General features: G+C 70.4%; 19 protein-coding genes, 1 pseudogene and 1 riboswitch. Of the genes and pseudogenes, 8 read left to right on the top strand and 12 right to left on the bottom strand.

All coding sequences use genetic code 11. The features are described from left to right. Positions 1 to 29: 29 nt before the first annotated feature. Positions 30 to 689, bottom strand: coding sequence for a PadR family transcriptional regulator (locus tag DEJ48_RS33470; RefSeq protein WP_150219881.1), 660 nt, complete (start codon positions 687 to 689; stop codon positions 30 to 32). 203 nt (positions 690 to 892) lie between these two features. Between DEJ48_RS33470 and DEJ48_RS33465 the strand changes: the two genes are divergently transcribed. Next, on the top strand, positions 893 to 1,291 hold the full coding sequence (locus DEJ48_RS33465) for a hypothetical protein (protein WP_150219880.1): 399 nt from the start codon (positions 893 to 895) through the stop codon (positions 1,289 to 1,291). 52 nt (positions 1,292 to 1,343) lie between these two features. On the opposite strand, the gene DEJ48_RS33460 is transcribed toward DEJ48_RS33465, so the two are convergent. Further along, a complete protein-coding gene (locus tag DEJ48_RS33460; RefSeq protein ID WP_150219879.1) occupies positions 1,344 to 2,852 on the bottom strand; it encodes a peptide MFS transporter in 1,509 nt (502 codons plus the stop codon). A 283-nt stretch (positions 2,853 to 3,135) separates the two neighbouring features. Beyond that, positions 3,136 to 4,107, bottom strand: a complete 972-nt coding sequence (locus DEJ48_RS33455; RefSeq protein WP_150219878.1) for a LysR family transcriptional regulator — start codon at positions 4,105 to 4,107, stop codon at positions 3,136 to 3,138. 107 nt (positions 4,108 to 4,214) lie between these two features. Here DEJ48_RS33455 and DEJ48_RS33450 point away from each other — a divergent pair, with 107 nt between their 5' ends. The 3 genes from DEJ48_RS33450 to DEJ48_RS33440 all read left to right on the top strand — a co-directional run bounded on the left by DEJ48_RS33450 (position 4,215) and on the right by DEJ48_RS33440 (position 6,499). After that, positions 4,215 to 5,111, top strand: a complete 897-nt coding sequence (locus DEJ48_RS33450; RefSeq protein ID WP_150219877.1) for an NAD(P)H-binding protein — start codon at positions 4,215 to 4,217, stop codon at positions 5,109 to 5,111. Between the two features lie 35 nt (positions 5,112 to 5,146). After that, the gene (locus tag DEJ48_RS33445; RefSeq protein WP_150219876.1) at positions 5,147 to 5,524 is read left to right on the top strand and encodes a darcynin family protein; all 378 of its coding nucleotides are present in this window, start codon (positions 5,147 to 5,149) and stop codon (positions 5,522 to 5,524) included. A 153-nt stretch (positions 5,525 to 5,677) separates the two neighbouring features. After that, positions 5,678 to 6,499, top strand: coding sequence for a PhzF family phenazine biosynthesis protein (locus DEJ48_RS33440; RefSeq protein WP_150219875.1), 822 nt, complete (start codon positions 5,678 to 5,680; stop codon positions 6,497 to 6,499). A gap of 54 nt (positions 6,500 to 6,553) precedes the next feature. Here DEJ48_RS33440 and DEJ48_RS33435 read toward each other — a convergent pair whose 3' ends face one another. Continuing rightward, positions 6,554 to 7,357: a CPBP family intramembrane glutamic endopeptidase gene (locus tag DEJ48_RS33435; protein WP_150219874.1), complete on the bottom strand. Its 804-nt coding sequence runs from the start codon at positions 7,355 to 7,357 to the stop codon at positions 6,554 to 6,556. A gap of 167 nt (positions 7,358 to 7,524) precedes the next feature. Here DEJ48_RS33435 and DEJ48_RS33430 point away from each other — a divergent pair, with 167 nt between their 5' ends. Next, positions 7,525 to 9,300, top strand: a complete 1,776-nt coding sequence (locus DEJ48_RS33430; protein ID WP_150219873.1) for a substrate-binding and VWA domain-containing protein — start codon at positions 7,525 to 7,527, stop codon at positions 9,298 to 9,300. 36 nt (positions 9,301 to 9,336) lie between these two features. Here the strand turns inward: DEJ48_RS33430 and DEJ48_RS33425 are convergent, their stop codons facing one another. Beyond that, positions 9,337 to 10,857, bottom strand: a complete 1,521-nt coding sequence (locus tag DEJ48_RS33425) for a glutamate--cysteine ligase (RefSeq protein ID WP_150219872.1) — start codon at positions 10,855 to 10,857, stop codon at positions 9,337 to 9,339. Between the two features lie 483 nt (positions 10,858 to 11,340). On the opposite strand from DEJ48_RS33425, the gene DEJ48_RS33420 reads away from it, so the two are divergent. Together DEJ48_RS33420 and DEJ48_RS33415 are read left to right on the top strand one after the other, a co-directional pair. After that, positions 11,341 to 11,925: a hypothetical protein gene (locus tag DEJ48_RS33420; RefSeq protein ID WP_150219871.1), complete on the top strand. Its 585-nt coding sequence runs from the start codon at positions 11,341 to 11,343 to the stop codon at positions 11,923 to 11,925. A 312-nt stretch (positions 11,926 to 12,237) separates the two neighbouring features. Continuing rightward, positions 12,238 to 12,444 carry a DUF5999 family protein gene (locus DEJ48_RS33415; protein WP_150219870.1) on the top strand — a complete coding sequence of 69 codons (207 nt, stop codon included), beginning with the start codon at positions 12,238 to 12,240 and terminating at the stop codon, positions 12,442 to 12,444. Between the two features lie 132 nt (positions 12,445 to 12,576). Here DEJ48_RS33415 and gcvP read toward each other — a convergent pair whose 3' ends face one another. After that, a complete protein-coding gene (gene gcvP / locus DEJ48_RS33410; protein ID WP_150219869.1) occupies positions 12,577 to 15,465 on the bottom strand; it encodes an aminomethyl-transferring glycine dehydrogenase in 2,889 nt (962 codons plus the stop codon). A 187-nt stretch (positions 15,466 to 15,652) separates the two neighbouring features. Next, positions 15,653 to 15,751, bottom strand: a riboswitch (glycine riboswitch). A 144-nt stretch (positions 15,752 to 15,895) separates the two neighbouring features. Between gcvP and DEJ48_RS33405 the strand changes: the two genes are divergently transcribed. Continuing rightward, on the top strand, positions 15,896 to 16,288 hold the full coding sequence (locus DEJ48_RS33405) for a PRC-barrel domain-containing protein (protein WP_150219868.1): 393 nt from the start codon (positions 15,896 to 15,898) through the stop codon (positions 16,286 to 16,288). Here the strand turns inward: DEJ48_RS33405 and DEJ48_RS33400 are convergent. From DEJ48_RS33400 to DEJ48_RS33375, 6 genes and pseudogenes are all read right to left on the bottom strand, one after another. Continuing rightward, positions 16,192 to 17,722: pseudogene (locus DEJ48_RS33400) on the bottom strand (DNA polymerase IV). The gene DEJ48_RS33405 and the pseudogene DEJ48_RS33400 sit on opposite strands and share 97 nt — an antisense overlap. A gap of 37 nt (positions 17,723 to 17,759) precedes the next feature. Next, the gene (locus tag DEJ48_RS33395; RefSeq protein WP_150219866.1) at positions 17,760 to 18,386 is read right to left on the bottom strand and encodes a MerR family transcriptional regulator; all 627 of its coding nucleotides are present in this window, start codon (positions 18,384 to 18,386) and stop codon (positions 17,760 to 17,762) included. Between the two features lie 170 nt (positions 18,387 to 18,556). After that, a complete protein-coding gene (locus DEJ48_RS33390; protein WP_063795355.1) occupies positions 18,557 to 19,030 on the bottom strand; it encodes a bifunctional nuclease family protein in 474 nt (157 codons plus the stop codon). A 74-nt stretch (positions 19,031 to 19,104) separates the two neighbouring features. Continuing rightward, on the bottom strand, positions 19,105 to 19,848 hold the full coding sequence (locus tag DEJ48_RS33385; RefSeq protein WP_150219865.1) for a MerR family transcriptional regulator: 744 nt from the start codon (positions 19,846 to 19,848) through the stop codon (positions 19,105 to 19,107). 46 nt (positions 19,849 to 19,894) lie between these two features. Beyond that, a complete protein-coding gene (locus tag DEJ48_RS33380; RefSeq protein WP_150182659.1) occupies positions 19,895 to 20,863 on the bottom strand; it encodes an FHA domain-containing protein in 969 nt (322 codons plus the stop codon). Between the two features lie 82 nt (positions 20,864 to 20,945). Next, positions 20,946 to 21,821 (bottom strand): DUF881 domain-containing protein, encoded by an 876-nt coding sequence (locus tag DEJ48_RS33375; protein WP_150219864.1) that lies wholly within the window; start codon positions 21,819 to 21,821, stop codon positions 20,946 to 20,948. Position 21,822 lies beyond the last annotated feature (1 nt).

Genomic DNA, 21,822 nt, shown 5'->3' with positions numbered 1-21,822 from the left:
TGTGGTGGGGGCCGTCGGCCCCGACCACGTCAGTCCTCATCGGCGAGGATCAGGTACAGCTTCTTGCGGGCGTCGTTGATGACCGTCAGCGCCTTCTCGCGCTGCTCCTTGCTGCCGGTCTTCCAGACCTGCCCGAACGCCTCCATCAGACCGAAGCCGGCCTGTCGGATCTCGTTCAGCGCGTCCCAGTCGACCCCGCGGCCGGCCTCTTCCCACGGCGCCTCGGGACCCTCTTCGGCCGCCTCGCGCCCGGCGTCGGTGAGCGAGAACAGCTTCTTGCCGCCTTCGCTCGCACTGCTGATCAGGCCCTCGTCCTCCAGCAGCTGGAGGGTCGGGTAGACCGAACCCGGGCTGGGCTTCCACGCCCCGCCGCTGCGCTCGGCGATCTCCTGGATCATTTCGTAGCCGTGCATGGGCCGGGCCTTCAGCAGGGCCAGGATCGACGCGCGTACGTCGCCACGCCTCGCCCTGCCGCGCGGGCCGCCTCCGCGTCCGCCCCGGCCGCCACCCCAGGGGCCACCGGGCCCGCCGAAGCCGGGACCGAAGGGACCGAACGCGCCGCGCCGCCCCTCGAAGCCACCGAAACCACCGAAACCTTCGCGGCCGAAGCCCTCACGGCCCTCGGGGCCGCCTCGACGACCGTGTCCGTGGCCGCGACCGTGCTCGTGTTCAAAACCATGGGTACGCATGGTGATCACTCCTGTCTTTGATCGTTCGTGTATCAGTCGCGAATCTGTCGCGATGCCTCAACGATATATCGGAACAGTTCGGCTGGCAACCCGCTGACGGAGGTGGGGTGTGTCGTGGGCGCGTGGGCGTGTACGAGGGTGCACCGACGGGAGCGTCGATATGTGGGCAAGCACCGGCCCCGCGACCGGGGCAAGCTGGATGCATGATGACCGTGCTGATCGTGGCCGAGGACGCCGTGGCCGCGGCGTTGCGTCCCCTGGTGCAGGACGGCCCGCACTTCCGGGTGATCTCACATGCGGACGGGCCCGCTCAGGCCCTGGCCCTGGCCCGTGTGCTGCTGCCCGACATCGTTCTGATCGACAGCGCCGTACCCGGCGCGGAGCAGGGGCTGGGCACGCTGTTCCAGGGCGTCCGCGGGCTGCTGCCGCCCAGCGGCGTCATCTGGCACCTGTCCTCGAAGGCGCCGGTCGCCTCCGCGCTCCTGGAGGACGTCGACGGCAGCGTGCACGCCGTCCGCCACGGCGACCAGGCGGCCCTTCGCGCGGCCCTGGTGTCCATCGGCCGGCGCCGGGCGAGCTGCGACCCCGACCAGCCCGCCTGAGCGAGGTCGGGCGGGCTGGTCGGAGGCGTTGCGTCGCGGGGTGGCGGGGGCGTCAGATGCCCTGCATCGCGGCGGAGACCTTCTTGCGGGTGGCCAGCAGGCCCAGGCCCGCGAGGACGGCGAGGGACGCCTCCGTGGCGACCACGCCGACTCCGGAGAGGTCGACTCCGGCGATGGCGAGCAGCCCCGTCACGGAATCGCCCGCGGTCACGGCGAGGAACCACACGCCCAGCAGCTGCGAGGCGTACTTGGCCGGGGCCAGCTTGGTGGAGATGGACAGGCCCACGGGGGAAAGGCACAGCTCGCCGATGGTCTGCACGAGGAAGAGCAGGACGATCCACCACATCGTCGGGTGGGCGCCGTCGGCGGCACGGGAGAGCGGCACGCAGAAGGTGAAGAACGACAACGCGATGAAGAACAGGCCGAAGGCGAACTTCGTCATCGTCCGCGCCTCCTTGCCGCGGCGGATGAGAACGGTCCACAGAGCGGCGAAGACGGGGGCCAGCAGGATGATGAAGAACGAGTTGAACGACTGGTACCAGGTCGAGGGCATCTCCCAGCCGAAGACGGCGTTGTCGGCCTTCGTCTCGCCGAACGCCTGCACCGTGGACGCGCCCTGGTCGTAGATCATCCAGAACACCGCGGCGGCGGCGAAGATCCAGATGAAGCTCGTCATCCGCGACTGCTCGACGTCGGTGAGGTCGCTGTCACGCTTGATGCGCACGAGCACCAGGAGCGGGATGACCAGACCGGCCACGGTCATCGGCAGCAGCACCCAGTTGATGGTGAAGTGGTCCGTGACGACCACGACGGTGTAGAAGACGGCCGCCACCACTGCCCACAGGAGGGCCTTCGTGGCGAGCTTCTTCTTCTCCGCGGCGCTTGCGGGGTTGACCACCACGTCGGAGTGCTCGGGCAGATGGCGCGTGCCGAGCAGGAACTGCGTCAGCCCCAGGGCCATGCCGAGGGCGGCGAGGGCGAAGCCCAGGTGCCAGTTGACGGTCTGGCCGACGGTGCCGATCACGTAGGGCGCGAGGAAACCGCCGAGGTTGATGCCCATGTAGAAGACGGTGAAGCCGCCGTCCCTGCGCACGTCGTTGTCGGCGTACAGCTGGCCGACCATGGTGGAGATGTTGCTCTTGAGCAGGCCCGAGCCCAGGGCCACCAGGCCGAGGCCCACGAAGAAGCCGGCCGAGCCGGGGACGGCCAGGCAGAGGTGGCCGAGCATGATGACGCCCGCGCCGATGGCCACCGTCTTGCGGGGACCCCACAGCCGGTCGCCGAACCAGCTGCCGGGCATGGCCAGCAGGTAGACCATGGCGACGTAGACGGAGTAGATCGCCGTCGCGGTGGCCGCGTCGTAGGCCAGGCCGCCGCCCTGGGCACCCGCCTTGGCGTCGGAACCGCCGGATATCAAGTAGATGACGAGGAGGGCGCGCAGGCCGTAGTAGCTGAAGCGCTCCCACATCTCGGTCATGAACAACGTGGCCAGGCCGCGGGGGTGGCCGAAGAACGCCTTCCCGCCGCCGGCGGGTGCATCCTTGGTCAGGCTGGACGCCATGGAGTCTGTCCTTGTGGCTCGGGGCGCACCGCAAGAGGGCCGGTGCCGTAGGCACGCGCACGCGTCACAGCAGAGGAACGGAAAAGCGGCACGCCCGTGTGCGGGCGGTGCGACCGGCCCTCACCCTCGTCGGCTCGGGTCGGCCCGGGCGTACGGGCGGCCGACCCCAAGTAGTTGCATGGGCCAGCTACCAACACCCGGACACCCTAGAGCAGCGTGTCCGCTGAGCGAACACTCTGAGACCCGGGTCACACGCCCGGCTGTTGCGACGCGCCGGGCAGCGTCACACGTCACGCTGTTCCGACGCGCCGGGCAGCTCGGTCGTACCGAAGATCTGGCGCACCGCCCCCCGCAGCCACTGATGCGCGCCGTCGGCCGTGTGCCGGGGATGCCAGGCCATGCCGATGGTCAACGGCGGCAGGGACAGCGGGATGTCGAGCACGTGCAGCCCCAGGACGGACGCGGGCGCGGTGATGGGGGAAGGAGGCTCACCGACGGGCGCCGCGGGGACGAGGCAGACGACGTCGCTGACAGCCGCGAAGGTCATAGCGGCCAAGTGACTGGGCAGGACCGCGATCACACGCCGCTGCAGACCGTGTCCGGCCAGGGCCGCGTCCATCGCGCCCGAGAAGCGGCCGCGGCGGCTGACCACCACGTGTTCGGCCGCGGCGAGCCGGGCAGGGGTCAGCGGCTTGCCGGTGAGGGGGTGGCCGGGGCGGACGGCCGCCGCCATCCGCAGGGTCACCAGATCCTCCACCCGCGTCTCGGGGTCGACATGATCGATGGATCCGATCTCCAGGTCGACGCGGCCGTCACGGAGCGCCGGTCCCGCCTCCAGCTCCTCGGCCCGCATCCGTAGGGAGACCCCCGGCGCCTCCTGACGCGACAGCCGCAGCAGGGCGGGCGCCAGCGCGGCGCCGATCAGGTCGGCGGCCTGGACGGTGAACGTGCTGCTCAAGGTGGCCGGATCGACGGGAGTCTCGGGGGTGAGCAGCGCCGTGAGGCGCCGCACGACTCCGGCGGCCTCCTCGCGCAGGGCGATGGCACGGGGCGTGGGGACCATGACCTGCCCCGCGCGGACCAGGAGCGGGTCGCGGAGGATGCGCCGGAGGCGGCCGAGCGTACGGCTCATGGCGGCAGGCGACGTATGCAGACGAGCGGCGGCCTTCGTGACGCTCTCCTCCGTCAGAAGGGCGTCCAACGCGATGGCGAGATTGGCGTCGAGAACTGGATTTGAGCCACTGACCTGCATCATTCCACCCCAGGCAATAATCACTTGCTGAAGTGCCCATTGTGGCAATGCCTGGCGCGTTCGCAGGATGGGGCTGTCCCGATCAGGCACTGACCCACCAGGAACCCCTCATGATCGTCATCACCGCACCCACCGGGAACATAGGCAGTGCACTGTTGACCCGGCTCCTCGACTCCAGCACGGCTCCGGAAGACCTCCGCGTGGTCGTGCGCGATCCGGCACGGCTCCCCGACGACGTACGCGAACGCGTCGAGGTGATCACCGGCTCGCACGGCGACCCCGAGACCGTCGACCGCGCCTTCGAGGGCGCGGACGCCGTCTTCTGGCTCGTCCCGCCGGACTCCTCCCTCACCCCGGAGGCGGCCTTCAGCGGTTTCACCCGCCCCGCCGTGAAGGCACTGGCCACGCACGGCGTCGGGCACGTCGTCGGCGTCTCCGCGCTCGGCCGCGGCACTTCGGTCGCCGACCGCGCCGGGCTCGTGACCGCCTCCCTCGCCATGGACGACCTCATCGCCTCGTCCGGCGCGGCCTACCGCGCCCTCGCCAACCCGTCGTTCTTCGAGAACTTCCTGGAGGAGGCCGACACGATCCGGGAGAACGGCGTCTTCGTCGACTGCCTCGACGCGGATCGCAAGGCGCCCCTGGTGGCCATCGCCGACATCGCCGCCGCGGCCGCGTCCCTGCTGCTCGACCGCTCGTGGACCGGCGTCGGCAGCGTCCCTGTCCTCGGCCCGCGGGACCTGTCCCTCAACGACCTCGCACGGATCATGTCCGAGCAGCTCGGCCGACCCGTCCGCTACGAACGCCAGTCCTACGACGACCTGCTCACCGCCCTCGTCGGCTACGGCCTCGACAAGGAGTTCGCCCGAGGCGTCGTGGACATGAAGCGGGCCAAGGACGACGGGCTGGACGCGGGCGCCTCGCGCACCGATGCGTCCGCCCATCCCGCGAGCACCACCTTCGAGGAGTGGTGCGCCCGCGTGCTCAAGCCCGCCGTCATCGCCTGAACCACGCCCAGTCCGCCCCGCAGGAAAGGCACCCCATGTCCGTCACCACAACGGAGACCACGACTCAGACGCCGGTCACGGCGTTCATGCTCGTCAAGACCAACCCCGAATGGCTGGCCATGACCGTCGAACAGCGGATCGAGGCCTTCAACACCGACATCGTCCCCTTGGTCAAGGAGAAGACGTCCGGGGTCCGCTCCCGCTTCTACGACACGGAGTTCTACTCCGCGCGCGTCACCGACGTCTGGGTCTGGGAGGCGGACAGCCACAGCGCCTACCAGGTCCTGATCGACGCGCTCCGCGAAACCCCGTTCTGGGACCGCTACTTCGAGGTGGTCGACCTCATCGTCGGCACCGAGAACGGCTACGCGCGCAACTACGGCGTCGAGCCCGTGGCGACCATCACCACCTGATCCACCGCCAGGGAGGCAGGCGTGTGCCGCGAGCAAGCCTCGCGGCCTATGCCTGCCCGCCCCACCATGAGGGCCAATCACCCTCCCCAACCAGTCCAGCGATCCCGAATTGGCCTTACCCGGCGCCCTCCGCACCCCTCTACCGTGAAACGCATGCCGACTTCCCACCGCATCCGCGTCGTCGACGCCTTCACGGACCGCCCCTTCGCCGGCAACCCGGCCGGAGTCCTGCTCCTCGACGCCTTCCCCGACGACACCTGGCTGCAGAACGTGGCCAAGGAGGTCAACCACGCCGAGACCGCCTTCGCCCACCCGCTGCCCCCGGGCGGGGACGCCGACTGGGCGCTGCGCTGGTTCACGCCCGCCACCGAGGTCGACCTCTGCGGCCATGCCACTTTGGCCACGGCGCACGTCCTCCACGCCACCGGCGCCGCCTCCGGCACCGTCCGCTTCACGACCCGCAGCGGCGTGCTCACCGCGACCGCGCACGAGGACGGCACCCTCACCCTCGACTTCCCGACCGCCCCGCTCACCGCGGCCGAGATTCCCGACGGCATCGCAGAGGCCCTGGGCGCCGAGCCCCTCCTCGCGTACGACACGGGCCGGAACGTCGGCGACCTGCTGGTCGAGCTCGCCGACGAGAAGACGGTCAGGTCGCTCACCCCCGACCACAAGGCACTCGTCCGCCACTCCGAGCGCGGCATCATCGCCACGGCCAGGGCCGAGGGCCCCGCCCGCGGCTACGACTTCGTCTCCCGCTGCTTCTTCCCACGCGTCGGCATCGACGAGGACCCGGTGACGGGCAGCGCCCACACGGCCCTCGCCCCCTTCTGGTCCGAGCGCCTCGGCCGCGCCGAACTGACCGGCCTGCAGGCATCGGCCCGCACCGGCCTGGTCCGCACCCGGGTGCAGGGCGACCGCACCCTCCTGACCGGCCGCGCGGTCACGGTCATCGAGGGCGAACTGTTCGCCTGACCCGACACTGACCCGAAACCGAAACCGGGCGAGGCGGGGCTGCCCACCCCTGCGCTACGGAGGCGTGGGCAGCCAGTCCACCTTCCCCGCCAGCAGCGCGTATCCGACGAACGCGCCGATGTCGAGCAGCGAGTGGGCCACGACCAACGGGCCGACCCGCCCCCACCTGCGGTAGAGCAGCACGAACACCACACCCATCGCGAAGTTCCCCAGGAACCCGCCGATGCCCTGGTAGAGGTGGTACGAACCCCGCAGCACCGAACTGCCCACCAGCGCCGCCATCGGGGTCCACCCCAACTGCCCGCACCTGCGCAGCAGGTACCCGAGGACGATGACTTCCTCCAGCACCGCGTTCTGCACCGCGGACAGCACGAGGACCGGGTACTTCCACCACACGTCGGGCAGCGCCTCGGGCACCACCGTGAGGTTGAAGCCGAGCCCGCGGGCCGCCAGATAGAAGGCGATCCCGGTGCTGCCGATCACCGCCGCGATCGCCGCGCCGCGCCCCGAATCCGGCCAGGGCCGCGTCCGGTCGAAACCGATCGTTCCGAGGCCCGCCCGCTCGCGCAGCAGGAAGTGCGCCACGAGCGCCACCGGCACCAACGCGGTCGTGATGCCGAACAGTTGCCACGCGAGATCAAGCCACGGGCGCCCCGGCGCGGCCGACGCGTTCAGCGTGGCCGCCTGGTCCTTCAGACCCCCCGGCTTGGTGACCGACCCGACAAAGCTGATCAGCGCGGACACCCCGCTCGCGCCGAGCGAGAGGGCCAGGACGAGCAGCGTCTCGTCCCTCAGGGTCCGCCGCGAAGGACCGTCCGCCGGAAAAGAACCGGCCATCGGCCCCGGCTCCGCTTGCACTTACGCCTCCAGTTGAGTAATCCCGCCTCATCCCCATCCTCGTCCCGCTAGGGTCTCGAAAGAAGTTACGAAGATCGTGCGCGACAGGCCGAGGGGGACGGACGCCGCGTTCCTGGCGCACAGCCCCCTCTTTCCTTGCTTCATCGTTCAAGGAGGGGCACCACCGCATGGGACGTCACAGCTTGCCCGATGAGCGCGGGACGGCAACGTCCGGCCCCCGGCCGCGGTCGCGCGGACGCACGGTCGCCATCGCCACGGCGCTCGTCCTGGTGGTGGCGGGAGGCGCGGCGGCCGCGGTCGGCGCCGGACTGCTCGCGCTCGGCGGCTCGTGCGGCGACGACGCGGTGCGCCTGGACGTCGTGGCCGCGCCGGCGGTGTCCCCGGCCCTGCGCGAGGCGGCCGACGAGGCCCGTGAGCAGGAGATCACCTCGGACGGACACTGCATCGACGTGCGGGTGACCGCGCGCGACTCGTACGAGGTGGCGGCCGAACTCCGCTCGGGCAAGGGCGGTCCGGAGTACGACGTGTGGGTGCCGGACTCCGATGTGTGGGTGCAGCGCGTCGGCCTCGGGGGCAGACAGAGCAAGATCGCCCCCGCGGGCAACATAGCCTCCTCGCCCGTCGGCATCGGCATGGTGCCGTCCGCCGCCGAGTCGCTGGGCTGGCCGAGGAAGACGTACAGCTGGCCGGAGTTGACCACGGCCGCGACGAAGGGCGACAAGCTGCGGCTCGGCACGGCCGATCCGGCGCGCAGCGCGAGCGGTCTGCTCGCCCTCGCCAAGATGGGCGCGTCCGCGAAGAAGCAGGGCGGCAAGGAGGGCGGCACCCGGGCCGCCGCCCTGGCCAAGGCCCTGGCGTCCCGCACCACCGACGACGACGGGCGGCTCCTGGACACACTGGTCCGCGACGGCTCCGGCGCCGAGCGGGGCAACCCGCGCCGCAACCAGGCCCTGATCCTCTCCGAACAGGCCGCGTACACGCACAACGCGTCGGCGGGCGAGGAGAACAGCCTCGACCTGTTCTACCCGAAGGACGGTTCGCCGCGGCTCGACTATCCGTACACGCTCGTCGAGGACGGCCGCATGTCCACCGACACGAGCCGCGCGGCCCTGCGCTTCATGACGATGTTCGGCGAGGACGACGGCCGGCGGATCCTGGCCGAGCACGGTTTCAGGACCGACCTCGACCGGCCGTCGAAGAGGCTGGTCACCGCTGCCGGCGGCCGCACCCCGCAGCCGTACGCGGACGAGGCCACGGACCCGCCCTCGGACAAGGAGCTCCAGGAGACCCTGGGCATGTGGACGATCACCGTCCAGAGCGCACGGCTGAACACCGTCGTCGACGCCTCGGAGTCCATGCGACAGCTGGTGCCGGGCCGTGACCAGTCCCGGATGGAGGTCACCAAGGCCTCGCTGCTGCGGGCCCTCGCGGGTTTCACCGACGAGGACGAGATCGGCCTGTGGGAGTTCGCCACCCGGCTCGACGGAGCCCGCGACTACCGCGAACTGGAGCCGACCCGGCGGCTGGGCGACCGCAAGGGCGGCGTGACCCACCGCGACGAACTGTCCGACGCCTTCGCCGGCCTGCAGCCCGTGCCGGGCGGCGCCACGGGCCTGTACGACACGACGCTCGCCGCCTACAAGGAAGCCAGGTCGACCTACGCGCGCGGCAGGTTCAACGCCCTGGTGATCCTGACCGACGGCGCCAACCAGGACCCGGGCAGCATCTCGCGCAGTTCCCTGATCGCACAGCTGGAGGAGATCTCCGACCGCGACCACCCGGTGCCGATCATCGCCATCGCGGTCGGCCCCGAGGCGGACAAGGACGAGGTGCAGCAGATCGCGGAGGCGACCGGCGGCTCGGGGCACCAGGTCGACGACCCGGCCCAGATCCACGCGGTCATCCTCAAGGCGATCATGGAGGCGGGCAGCAACCAGGGCTGACCGTCCCGGACGGCGCCGCCGCCTCCGCCCGTCGTCTCAGCGCAGCCGTACCGCCGGCTCCCGCAGCCCCACCGGCCAGGTGTGCACCGGCTCCCCGGTGTGCATCAGCTCGCTGTACCGCTTGGTCGTCGCGGCCAGCGCCTCCTCCCTGGACATGCCGCCGTCCCGGGCCCGGTGGTACGTGGTCGCCTGCCAGGACGCGCCGTTGACCCGCCGCCGGCACCGCTCCTCGATGACCCCGAGGTACAGGTCGCGGTCGGCGGGCTCCACGCCCCACGCGTCGAGGCCCGCCGCGGCGAGCGGCAGCAGTTCGTCGCGTACGAGGTCGACGGCCGCCACCTCCGCGGTGCCGCCGAGCCTGCCGCGCCGCGGCCACTGCAGCGTGGCGTCGATGCCGTGGCGGCAGGCGACGTCGAAGTTGCGGGCCGCGGTCTCGAAGGGCAGCCGGGACCACACGGGACGCGCCTCCTCGGCGAGCGCCCGCACGAGCCCGTAGTAGAAGGCGGCGTTGGCGATGACGTCGGTGATGGTGGGGCCCGCGGGCAGGACGCGGTTCTCGACGCGCAGGTGCGGGACGCCGTCGGCGATGCCGTACACCGGGCGGTTCCAGCGGTACACGGTGCCGTTGTGCAGGACGAGTTCGCCGAGCCGTGGCACGCCGCCCGCGTCGAGGACGCCCAGCGGGTCCTCCTCCTCCATCAGGGGCAGCAGCGCGGGGAAGTACCGCAGGTTCTCCTCGAAAAGCTCCAGCGGCTCGGTGATCCAGCGCTCCCCGAACCAGGTGCGCGGCCGCACGCCCTGGGCCTGCAATTCGGGTGGCCGCGTATCCGTGGACTGCAGGAACAGCGGCGGTCGCGACTCGCGCCACAGTTCACGGCCGAACAGGAAGGGCGCGTTGGCGCCGACGGCGATCTGTGCGGCGGCGATGGCCTGCGCCGCGTTCCACACGTCGGCGAACCGGCCGGGCGTGACCTGGAGGTGCAACTGCACCGAGGTGCAGGCCGCTTCGGGCGCTATCGACGTCGAGGTGCAGGTCAGCCGCTCCACGCCCTGGATGTCCAGCGCGAAGTGTTCGCCGCGCGCGGCCACGATCTGGTCGTTCAGCAGGGCGTAGCGGTCGACGTCGGAGAGGTTCGCGGAGACCAGGTCGGCGCGGTTCAGGGTCGGCAGAATTCCGATCATGACAATTCCGGCGGAGAGCTCGGTCGCTTTCCTCTGTGCATAGTTGAGGCCCGTGCGCAGTTCCTCGGCGAGCCGGTCGAGAACGCGTCCGCCGAGGCGGTGCGGGGCGATGTTGACTTCAAGATTGAACATTCCGAGTTCCGTCTGGAAATCCCGGCTCGCGATGCGCTCCAGTACCTGCGCATTCAACATTCTCGGCAGTCCGTCGGGCCCTACGAGATTCAGCTCGATCTCCATGCCCATCAGATTCTTGGGCCTGTCGAATCGCTCCTCGGCCAGCATCCGCTCCAGCCCCGCGAGACACTCTCGGAGCTTGCCTCGGTAGTGGTGCCTGTCGGCCAGGTCGAACGTGCCCGCCACGACCTTCTCCCCCATCGAAGCGTCCCTCCTCGAACGGGCAGCCAAGGGTCCGGCCGCTGTGTACGCATGATGATGCCCAGGCAATGTGATCGATAACGCCCCGCGGGAGGCCGCCGACCAGTACGCTCGACGCGTCGCGTGCCGGGCACATTCACCGGGCATGCGGCACGGTGAAGATTCCGTTCCGAAGCACCTGGTCAAAAGCACCGGCAAAATTCGGCCGACCGCGCGGAACAGGGAATACGAGGTCGCGACGCCGGGGCCCGTACTAAATCGGGGTAAAGGCCCGCACAAGGACGGCTCGTTAAGTCCTTGCTCGCAATACGCGGTGCGTCTAGATGAAACACCGCTCGAACACGGCTCGTATAAACTCCGCAATCTAGGCAGAGAGTTGGCGCTCGCGGCCCCAGCCCCCGCCCCTCTGACCCAGAGCTGACAGCGCCGTCACGCACCTGCCCCCGCTCCACTGTGCCTGTCGAATGAGAGAGGCGACCCACCATGCCGCTGCATGTCCCCCCGGCTCCCGCGCCCGCCCTGCGCTGCGTCCTTGCCGCACTCGGTTCCCCCACCGCCGTGCGTGAGGCGCGTACGCCGTCCCTGCGTACCGCACAGGGACCGGCAAGCCCCGAACTCCCGCTGCCCGTCCACGTGTTGGACCACATCACCCCTCAGGCCACATCACCCACCCGGCTGGCCGGCTGGCGCTTCCTGATCCGCTGCGCCGAGCGTTCCGTCGCCGCGGCCGACACGATCCTCACGCCGGACGGGTGGGCGTTCTCCCACTTCTTCGAGGGGCCCTACATCACCTCGACGGAGCGGGCCCTGCGCCACGCGGAGGCCATGCCGATGCCGTGCCAGCCGCGGCTGCTCTCCGTACCCGAGCTGTACATGCTCACGCTCTGGCTCCATCGCGACTGCACGGACGACGGCGCCGAGGGCACACTGGCCGCCACCGATCTGCTCGTGCCGCTCGCGCCCGCTCCGCCCGGCATCGCGGCCCACCGCCCGCACCGCGTCGCCGAACTCCTGCCGATGCTCAACCACCGCCTGACGCCGGCACCGCTGCTGAGCTCACCCGCCTGACAGCGCCCCGCACGCTTCCCGTGCCCCGCCGCCCACCGGCCGCGGGGCACAGCGCTGCGCGCACCCACTCAAGTGGACTAGCCCGGTCGGGCTACCCCGAACCACCCGAAGAGACAGGGAAGTTGGGCTGAACCGTCCGGGCGGGTGATACGTCATTAAGCAGTAGGAGCCGCTGCGGCAAAATCCCTGCGGATTGACGCCCGTAGGGCAACACTGGGATCGGACCGACTACAACGGGGGGCGGTTATGAATACCGCATCGAGCCACAGGACCGACGTCACAGCCATCACATCGCAGCGAAAGAACCCTTCCATGTGCCAGCACCAGCCACCGTGCCCGACAGCCGACTCCGCCGACCGGGAAGCCGCGCTCCTCACGGCCAGCCACCCGGAGCAGGGCTGGAGCCTGCTGTGCAACGGCGTCCTGCTCTTCGAGGACACCGGTGAGCTGCTGCCGGACGGCCAGATCATCGCCCCGCACCGACCGCTGGGCACCGATCGGATCATGACGGCCGCCTGACCGCCGGCACGTCCGCACGACGGCACCAAACCGCCGCACGGCACCTGAGCACCACGGAACGACGAGGGGCCGGCCCGGAGAGAACTCTCCGAACCGGCCCCGACGCATGCCCGCTCGATGCGGGCGCCCGCATCAGTCCTCGTACGCATCCAGCGGCGGGCAGGAGCAGACCAGGTTCCGGTCGCCGTACGCCTGGTCGATGCGGCGCACCGGCGGCCAGTACTTGTCCGCGGCGACGACTCCGGCCGGGAAGACGGCCTCCTCGCGGCTGTAGCCGTGCTCCCACTCACCGCTCAGCGCGGCGGCGGTGTGCGGGGCGTTGCGCAGCGGGTTGTCGTCGGCGCCCCATTCGCCCGAGCCGACCTTCTCGATCTCCCGGCGGATGGCGATCATCGCCTCGCAGAACCGGTCGATCTCGTTCAGGTCCTCGCTCTCCGTCGGCTCGATCATCAGGGTGCCGGCGACGGGGAACGACATGGTCGGCGCGTGGAAGCCGTAGTCGATGAGGCGCTTGGCGATGTCGTCGACGCTGACGCCGGTCGCCTTGCTCAGCGGCCGCAGGTCCACGATGCACTCGTGCGCGACGAGGCCCGCGGGACCGGTGTAGAGCACCGGGTAGTGCGGCTCGAGGCGCTTGGCGATGTAGTTGGCGGAGAGCACCGCGACCTGGGTGGCGCGCTTGAGGCCCTCGCCGCCCATGAGGCGGACGTACGACCAGGAGATCGGGAGGATTCCGGCGGAGCCCCACGGCGCCGCGGAGATCGGACCGACGCCGGTCTCGGGGCCCGCGGCGGGCTGCAGCGGGTGGTTGGGCAGGTACGGCGCGAGGTGCTCGCGGACACCGACCGGGCCGACGCCGGGACCGCCGCCGCCGTGCGGGATGCAGAACGTCTTGTGCAGGTTGAGGTGCGAGACGTCGCCGCCGAAGTGGCCCGGCTTGGCGAGGCCCACCAGGGCGTTGAGGTTGGCGCCGTCGACGTACACCTGGCCGCCGGCCTCGTGCACCGACGCGCAGATGTCGGCGACGTGCTCCTCGAAGACGCCGTGCGTCGAGGGGTAGGTGATCATCAGCACGGACAGCTCGTCGCGGTGCTTCTCGATCTTGGCGCGCAGGTCCTCGACGTCGATCTCGCCGTCGTCGGCGGTCTTCACGACGACGACCTTCATGCCCGCCATGACGGCGCTCGCGGCGTTGGTGCCGTGCGCGGAGGACGGGATGAGGCAGACGGTGCGCTGCTCGTCGCCGTTGGCGCGGTGGTACCCGCGTACGGCGAGGAGTCCGGCCAGCTCGCCCTGCGAGCCCGCGTTGGGCTGGAGGGAGACCTTGTCGTACCCGGTGACCTCGGCGAGGCGCTCCTCCAGCTCACGGATGAGTGTGAGGTAGCCCTGGGCCTGCTGGGCGGGGGCGAAGGGGTGCAGCTGGCCGAATTCGGGCCAGGTGACCGGCTCCATCTCCGTGGTCGCGTTGAGCTTCATGGTGCAGGAGCCCAGCGGGATCATGCCGCGGTCGAGCGCGTAGTCGCGGTCGGCGAGCTTGCGCAGGTAGCGCAGCATCGCGGTCTCGGAGCGGTACTGGTGGAAGACGGGGTGCGTCAGGTAGTCGTCGCCGCGCAGCAGGCCTTCGGGCAGCGTGTCCGCGGTGGCGGCGTCCAGCGCCTCGATGTCCGCGTCGACCCCGAACGCGCCCCAGACGGCGGCCAGTTGGGCACGCTTGGTGGTCTCGTCGCAGGACAGGGAGACGTGGTGGGCGTCGACCTGGTGGATGTTCACACCGGCTTCGCGGGCGGCGGAGACGAGCTCCTCGGCCCGGCCCTCGGCGCGCACGGTCAGCGTGTCGAAGTACGACCCGTGGACGACCTCGAAGCCACCGGCGGTGAGCCCGGCCGCGAGGAGCGTCGCGTACCGGTGGGTGCGGCGCGCGATGGACCTCAGGCCCTCGGGCCCGTGGTACACGGCGTACATTCCGGCCATGACGGCGAGCAGCACCTGAGCGGTACAGATGTTGCTGGTGGCCTTCTCACGGCGAATGTGCTGCTCGCGGGTCTGCAGGGCGAGGCGGTAGGCCTTGTTGCCGTCAGCGTCGACGGAGACGCCGACGAGCCGCCCGGGGAGGCTGCGGGCGAACTTCTCGCGGACCGCCATGTAACCGGCGTGCGGGCCGCCGAAGCCCATCGGCACGCCGAAGCGCTGCGTCGTGCCGACGGCGATGTCGGCGCCGAGCTCGCCGGGCGAGGTGAGCAGCGTCAGCGCGAGCAGGTCGGCGGCGACGGTGACGACCGCGCCGAGCTCGTGGGCCTCGTCGATGAGCGGCTTGATGTCCCGTACGACACCGGAGGCGCCCGGGTACTGGACGAGCACGCCCACGACACCGCGCTCGGCGACCTCGGCCGGAATGCCCTGGCTCAGATCGGCGACGACGATCTCCACACCGGTCGGCTCGGCGCGCGTCCGGATCACGGCGATGGTCTGCGGCAGCGCATCGGCGTCGACGACGAAGACGCCGTTCTTGACCTTGCCCATACGCCGCGAGAGCGCCATGGCCTCGGCGGCGGCGGTGCCCTCGTCGAGGAGCGAGGCCCCGGAGGTCGGCAGTCCGGTCAGCTCGGCGACCATCGTCTGGAAGTTGAGGAGCGCCTCGAGACGGCCCTGCGAGATCTCGGGCTGGTACGGCGTGTACGCCGTGTACCAGGCCGGGTTCTCCATCACGTTCCGCAGGATGACCGGCGGGGTGAACGTCCCGTAGTACCCGAGTCCGATCATGGAGTCGAGGACCTGGTTGCGGTCGGCGAGGGAACGCAGCTCGGCCAGCACCTCGGCCTCGGTGCGCGCGCCGGGCAGGTCCAGCGCCTCGGCGTTCTTGATCACATCCGGTACCGCGGCGGCCGTCAGCTCGTCGAGCGAGCCGTACCCGACCTGGGCGAGCATCTTGGCGCGCGCTTCCGCATCGGGCCCTATGTGCCGCTGCTCGAAGGGGATGCCCTGCTCGAGCTCGGAGAGCGGGATGCGATTGGTGGCAGTCATTGCGGAGGCCTCCTGGTCTGCACGACCTGCGAGGGGTACCACGGCGCGGGTACCCGGACGGCCTCCCCCTCTGTCATGTCAACCTGAGAGCTTCACAGGCCCGTCTCTCGACAGATCTGCTTTCACCGTCGGTGAGGAAGGGTTCCGAACGTGCCCGCCCGACGCCCGCCCTGCTTTCCAGAGTGACCTCGTCCGTGCGGTACGGGTGCCTGAGAGATTCCGGGGAGGATTTGCTCCTTCGGCGCCTCCGGACGTGTGATCCGGAGAGCTCTCCCGCACGGGGTCAGCGGCCAGGCGCCAGCCTACCAGCGAGGACCATGACCGATCCCTCGAGTGGCCACCTGCCCCGAAGTGCTCTTTCGTAGTGACTACGAATGATTAAGGATGAGTTACGCCCGTTTTCGACAAGCCGCGACCAGCTGGAGGGCCCGTGCAGACCGATATCGATCCGCGCAACCTGATCGGCCGCAAGGCGTTCGACCGGAACGGGGCGAAGATCGGCACGGTCGACGAGGTCTACCTCGACGACGCCACCGGCGCCCCGGAGTGGGCCGCCATACGCACCGGTCTCTTCGGCCGGGACGCCTTCGTCCCGCTGGAACCCAGCGAACTCGTCGAGGACGGCACCCTGCGCATCCCCTTCGACCGGGACCTGATCAAGGACGCCCCGGACTTCGGAGTGGGGCGCCACCTCTCCCCCGAGCAGGAACTCCAGCTCTACCACCACTACGGCCTGGACACGACACCCCCGCAGCCCCCGCCCTCCTCCATGCCGCCCCCGGACCAGAACTTCGGCCACGTCGCGGGCACGGAGAGCCCCTGACACACCTCAGCCGGGGACGGCCCGCGCGGACGGTGGCGGCGCGGCGACCAGGGGCAGCGGCTCCGCGGGCGCCAGCTCCGGGTCGTCGGTACGGAACGTCCGCACCCGTCCAGGCGCCGAAAGCGGCGTCTCGAAACGCACGGTCACCCGCCCTAGACCACTTCCCTGCACCCACCCGTGCCCGTACTCGGCGTGCCGCACGTCATGCCCGGCGGACCACCGCCGCTCCGTCGGCGCCACCGGCTCCTCGGCCCGCTCCGGCTCCGGCACCGGCACCGGACCCACCGCCTCCCCGGGCCCCGCCTCCTCACCCTTCACCAGCGACACCTTCTCCGCCCCCGTGGACTGCGCCTGCGCCTCCGCCTGGGCCTGTGCGAACAGATCCTCCTGCGTGTAGTCCGCGAGGCCCGTGACGCCCACTCCCAGGAGCCGGACGCCGCCCGTGGTGTCCACGGCCTCCAGGAGCCGCGCCGCGGCCTCCTGGACCACCCCAGGGTCGTCCGTGGGCCCGCGCAGCGTCTCCGAGCGCGTCAGCGTGGAGAAGTCGAACCGCCGCACCTTGAGCACGATGGTCCGCCCCGAGTGCCCCGCCGCCCGCAGCCGCTGCACACACCGCTCGGCGAGCCGCGCGACCTCCGCCCTGACCCGCACCCGGTCGTGGATGTCCACGTCGTACGTGTCCTCGACACTGACCGACTTCGACTCACGCTCCGCCACCACGGGCCGCTCGTCCCGCGCGAGCGCCATCGCGTACAGAGAGCCCCCGTGGGCCTTGCCCAGCAGCCGTACGAGCTCGTCCTCGCCGGCCTCCGCGATCTCGGCGACCGTGAGGATCCCGGCGCGCCGCAGATGGTCCCCCGTCGCGGGCCCCACCCCGGGCAGCGTCCGCACCGACATCGGGCCGAGGAGCGCCCGCTCCGTCCCCGGCGCTATGAGCCTGAGCCCGTCCGGCTTGGCCTCCTCGGAGGCGATCTTGGCCAGCATCTTGGACGCGGCGAGCCCCACCGACCCCGAGAGCCCCGTCACCGCCCTGATGTCCGCCCGCAACCGCTCCCCCACGGCCCTGGCCGACTCGGCGGAATCGGCGACGCCGCCCGCCTCCAGATCCACGAAGGCCTCGTCCAGGCTGAGCGGCTCCACCAGCGGCGACAGCTCCCGCAGCAGCCCCATGACCTGCTCGCTGATCTCGCGGTACAACCCGAAGCGCGGCACGAGGTACGCGGCGTTGGGCGCCAGCCTGCGCGCCTGCCCCATGGGCATCGCCGAGTGCACACCGAACCGCCGCGCCTCGTAGGAAGCGGTGGCCACCACGCCCCGCGGCCCGAGACCGCCCACGACCACGGCTTTTCCACGCAGACTGGGCTTCGCGGCCTGCTCCGCGGACGCGTAGAAGGCATCCATGTCCAGATGCAGAATCGTCGGCGCGCTTCTCACATCTCCGATGCTGCCCTACGCCACTGACAACGCGGCCTCAGACGGCCCTGTTGCGCCGTCTGGCCAGCTCATCGGCGGGGTTGTGCCCGATGAGCGTCTCCCCGGTGTCGATGCGCTCGCCGTGCAGCTGGGACAGGGCGGCCTCGACGTCGCGCCACACGACGCCCACGGCGATCCCGAAGACCCCCTGCCCACCCTGGAGCAGCTCGTGGACCTCGCTGGACGTCGTGCACTCGTACACCGTCGCGCCGTCGCTCATCAGCGTCATCCGCTCCAGGTCACGGAACCCGCGCTCCCGCAGGTGCTGGACGGTGGTGCGGATGTTCTGCAACGACACACCCGTGTCGAGGAACCGCTTCACGATCTTGAGGACGACGACATCGCGGAAGCTGTACAGCCGCTGCGTCCCGGAGCCGCCCGCCGCACGCACACTGGGCTCGACCAAGCCGGTACGGGCCCAGTAGTCGAGCTGCCGGTAGGTGATGCCCGCGGCCGCGCAGGCGGTGGGCCCGCGGTAACCGACGTGCCCGGATTGTTCGCCGCCCTCGGACGTGGCGTCGCCGCTCTCCTGGACCGCCATCGGTCGGTTCGGAGAGTGATCGACCGCACCGCCGTGGAACGGGTACGGACCGCCCATCGCCGTACCGTCGCCGCTGCTTCTCACGCCGACCTCCCTCCTTGACCTGCCTTCTCGACGGTAGGCAGTCGCCAGGGGCTCGTCAACGATCGCCACACTCGGCACGCCGAGTGATAATCACCCTGAGAGTGGTTTCCCGTGTCTCACGGCGGGGAAAGGCTAGCCGAATGGTCCAAAACCGGACTTCTGGCGCCGAATCACTGGCTGTTGGTGCCGAAGTCCTCGGGCGAGATCTGGTCGAGGAACTCGCGGAACTTCTCCACCTCGTCCTCCTGCTCGTCAGGGATGGCGATACCGGCGTCGTCCAGCACGCCGTCGCTCCCGAAGATCGGCGTCCCGGTCCGCAGCGCAAGCGCTATGGCATCGGAAGGACGCGCGCTCACCTCGACACCGCTGGCGAAGACCAGCTCCGCATAGAAGACGCCTTCCCGCAGGTCGGTGATGCGCACTTCCGAGAGCTCCTGGCCGACCGCCTCCAGCACGTCCTTGAAAAGGTCGTGGGTCAGCGGCCGTGCGGGTGCCATGCCCTGCTGCGCGAAGGCGATGGCGGTTGCCTCACCTGGTCCGATCCAGATGGGGAGGTACCGGTCGCCTCCCACTTCACGCAGGAGCACGATCGGCTGGTTGGAGGGCATTTCGACCCGGACACCTACGACGTCGAGCTCGTTCACACAGCAACCCTAGGACGTGGCTGGCAGGTTTGGGTAGTCGGGCACCCGTCGAGTACCGGCCGGGCGCGACCGAGTCAGGGCAATCTGACGCCGAGCGCGGTCTGCACGAGCGCCGAGTGCAGCCTTCCCGTGAGACCCGCCAGCTCTTTGGTACGGGCCTCGGCATGGGCCCTGGTCTGCGGATTGCGGTGCCGGCGCAACGGCGCGACCACTGCGTCGACGAGGCCTGCCTCGCGCTCGGCGGCGGCCTTCATGGCCCGCAGATGACGGGGCTCGATACCGAATCGCCCCAGCTCGACCACGAGGGAGGCGACCGTGACGGCCTCCGCGTCGTACCCGCCGTCCGGCAAGGGCGCGACCAGGCCGTACGACTCCCACTCGTGGAGCTGCCCCTCGTCGATCTCGGCCGCGGCCAGGAGCTCGTCACGGCCCACGCGGGCCGCCGTCGGCCCCTCGGCCTCGTCTTGGCCCGGTCCGTCACCGTCCTCCCGCTGACGCCCCAGGGACGGCAGCGGAGGCCTCTCGCCGCGCTCCAGCGCCTCGAGGTGCTCACGGATGACCTTGAGGGGCAGATAGTGGTCCCGCTGCATCCGCAGGACGTGACCGAGCCGTTCGACGTCCTCCGGGCTGAACTTCCGGTACCCCGACGGCGTGCGCTGCGGCTCGATGAGCCCCTCGGCCTCGAGGAACCGGATCTTCGAGATCGTGACCTCGGGGAATTCGTCACGCAGTTCGTTCAGCACGGTACCGATGCTCATCAGCCGACGGTCCGCGGCGGCGGTGCCGTTCCCGGCACCGCCCCTCGGTGTTTGAAGCATGGGCCTTCCCTGGGGGTCGTACCCCCAGACAGTGCCTGGGGGTGAATCAGAGGCCGACGGCCCGCTGGCTCGCGTAGAAGACCAGTCGGTACTTGCCGATCTGCACCTCGTCGCCGTTCGAGAGCGAGACCGAGTCGATCCGCTCCCGGTTGACGTACGTGCCGTTGAGGCTGCCCACGTCCGCGACCGTGAAGGAACCGTCCTGGACCCGACGGAACTCCACGTGGCGACGCGACACGGTCACGTCGTCGAGGAAGATGTCGCTCTGCGGGTGGCGGCCGGCCGTGGTCAGCTCGCCGTCGAGCAGGAAGCGGCTGCCCGAGTTCGGACCGCGGCGCACCACGAGGAGCGCCGAGCCGAGCGGCAGGGCGTCGACGGCCGCCTGCGCCTCCGGAGAGAGCGCGGGAGACGGATTCTGGCCCGTCGCCTCGGCGTCGTAGGCCTCCAGGCCCGAGATGGAGATCGTCGAGGTGGTCTCGGACGCACGCTCCGGAGTGGCTCCGGCCCGCAGCGGCGCACCGCAGTTGGAGCAGAACCGGCTCGCCTCGGCGTTGCGGTTCCCGCACCTCGTACACACCAGAGCCATGGACGGGTCCTCCTGCCGTGGCTGCCCCGCGGGGGCATTGGATCCGTACGGGCCGGGGGCGAACCCTCCACCCGTACTTGAGGTTGAAGGTTCCCCGAAACCTATGCGGCCGGGACCGGCAGGGTCAACAGACGACGCGCCCTGTCCGCCCGAATTGTCACCACCTGGACCAGCGACCTGATCGCGGAACATCGGGCGCCCTGCGCCCTGCTCCTCACCATCTCCGTGGCGCGGGGCACGGTGCCGGGCAGTGGCCGGATTGCCGCTGTCCTCACGTGCGCTCTTGCCGAACAACTTCGCAAACAACTTCACGGGCGATTCCCCTTGACCGAAACAGACCCGCCCGTGGGGCAGGACGAACCCTGATTGCACACACCGGCATTCGTCGGTGAGCCAGACATCCTCACAACGTCCGTGACCACCAAACAGTTTCCACCACGCACCGTAGTTCCGGTGCGCCGACCCCCCGCAACCTCATGCCCCCGCCCGACGACGCCCATGCGTCCGCCCGTCACTGGGAGGACGACCGAGCGTAGTCAGGCCGCTTCGCAGGTCGCAAGGCGTCCACAACGATCTTCTCCGAGCGTTCCACGGTGACCGTGGCCTGCTCCTTCTCCAGAGTCTGCACCACGCCTCCCGGGATGTTCAGCGCAGGTTCCAGATCCTGCGGCTTGCCGATCACCTTGAAGAGGTACGGCTCGCCGACCTTGCGGCCGTCCACACGGACGCCACCACCGCCGGCGTCCGACAGATACGTGTCGGCGACGACACGCACGTCGTTGATCTGGATCGCCTCCGCGCCCGCGGCGCGCAGCTCCTGAATGGCGTCGAGCAGCATGTCCGCCTCGATCGCCCCCTTCGTGTCCTCGATGGTCAGCTGGATGCCGGGTCCCTGGGCCGCCACCGTGCCTGCCAGGATGCCCAGTTGCCGTTCCCGCTCGACCGTCTGCTTGCGGGCCTCTTCGGCTTGGTCCGAGCTGTTCTCCAGACCGGTCCGCTGCTCCTCGAGGCGCCGCTTCTCCTCTTCCAGACGCTCAGTTCGGTCATCCAGTTCATCGAGGATGCGTACGAGATCTTCTTGCCGTGCGCCGCGCAGGGCGCTGCTGTCGTTGTTGGACCGCACCTGGATGGCCAGGCCGAGGCCGAGCACGAACAGCAGCAGGGCGACGATGAGTTGGGGCCGGGTCACGCGGGGCGGCCACAGGCCCTGAGCCAGCCGCTGACGGCCGGTGAGCTGCGGTTTCCCCGGCGGCTTCGTGGCGCCGTGCTCAGCGGCTCCAGACGGCTCGGAGCCGGGCGTCTCGGGCGCGGGCGTGCCCGGCGGGTTCGGGACCTCCTCGGGGAGTTCCCTGCGCCGGTTGTAGTCGGGGCTCTCGTCGGCGGTCATC

Origin of the sequence: Streptomyces venezuelae (genome assembly GCF_008642315.1) — a bacterium.
Taxonomy (GTDB): Bacteria; Actinomycetota; Actinomycetes; order Streptomycetales; family Streptomycetaceae; genus Streptomyces; species Streptomyces venezuelae_D.
Note: the sequence above shows the minus strand (reverse complement) of the source record. Positions and strands in the feature narration are given on the sequence as shown.

What these genes read in the sequence shown, in the direction of transcription:
- DEJ48_RS33425 (WP_150219872.1), bottom strand. Translation starts at nt 10,857, where the DNA reads ATGGGGGAGAAGGTCGTGGCGGGCACGTTCGACCTGGCCGACAGGCAC.
- DEJ48_RS33415 (WP_150219870.1), top strand. Translation starts at nt 12,238, where the DNA reads ATGTGCCAGCACCAGCCACCGTGCCCGACAGCCGACTCCGCCGACCGG.
- DEJ48_RS33420 (WP_150219871.1), top strand. Translation starts at nt 11,341, where the DNA reads ATGCCGCTGCATGTCCCCCCGGCTCCCGCGCCCGCCCTGCGCTGCGTC.
- DEJ48_RS33440 (WP_150219875.1), top strand. Translation starts at nt 5,678, where the DNA reads ATGCCGACTTCCCACCGCATCCGCGTCGTCGACGCCTTCACGGACCGC.
- DEJ48_RS33470 (WP_150219881.1), bottom strand. Translation starts at nt 689, where the DNA reads ATGCGTACCCATGGTTTTGAACACGAGCACGGTCGCGGCCACGGACAC.
- DEJ48_RS33455 (WP_150219878.1), bottom strand. Translation starts at nt 4,107, where the DNA reads ATGATGCAGGTCAGTGGCTCAAATCCAGTTCTCGACGCCAATCTCGCC.
- DEJ48_RS33465 (WP_150219880.1), top strand. Translation starts at nt 893, where the DNA reads ATGATGACCGTGCTGATCGTGGCCGAGGACGCCGTGGCCGCGGCGTTG.
- DEJ48_RS33445 (WP_150219876.1), top strand. Translation starts at nt 5,147, where the DNA reads ATGTCCGTCACCACAACGGAGACCACGACTCAGACGCCGGTCACGGCG.
- DEJ48_RS33460 (WP_150219879.1), bottom strand. Translation starts at nt 2,852, where the DNA reads ATGGCGTCCAGCCTGACCAAGGATGCACCCGCCGGCGGCGGGAAGGCG.
- DEJ48_RS33375 (WP_150219864.1), bottom strand. Translation starts at nt 21,821, where the DNA reads ATGACCGCCGACGAGAGCCCCGACTACAACCGGCGCAGGGAACTCCCC.
- DEJ48_RS33430 (WP_150219873.1), top strand. Translation starts at nt 7,525, where the DNA reads ATGGGACGTCACAGCTTGCCCGATGAGCGCGGGACGGCAACGTCCGGC.
- gcvP (WP_150219869.1), bottom strand. Translation starts at nt 15,465, where the DNA reads ATGACTGCCACCAATCGCATCCCGCTCTCCGAGCTCGAGCAGGGCATC.
- DEJ48_RS33385 (WP_150219865.1), bottom strand. Translation starts at nt 19,848, where the DNA reads ATGCTTCAAACACCGAGGGGCGGTGCCGGGAACGGCACCGCCGCCGCG.
- DEJ48_RS33450 (WP_150219877.1), top strand. Translation starts at nt 4,215, where the DNA reads ATGATCGTCATCACCGCACCCACCGGGAACATAGGCAGTGCACTGTTG.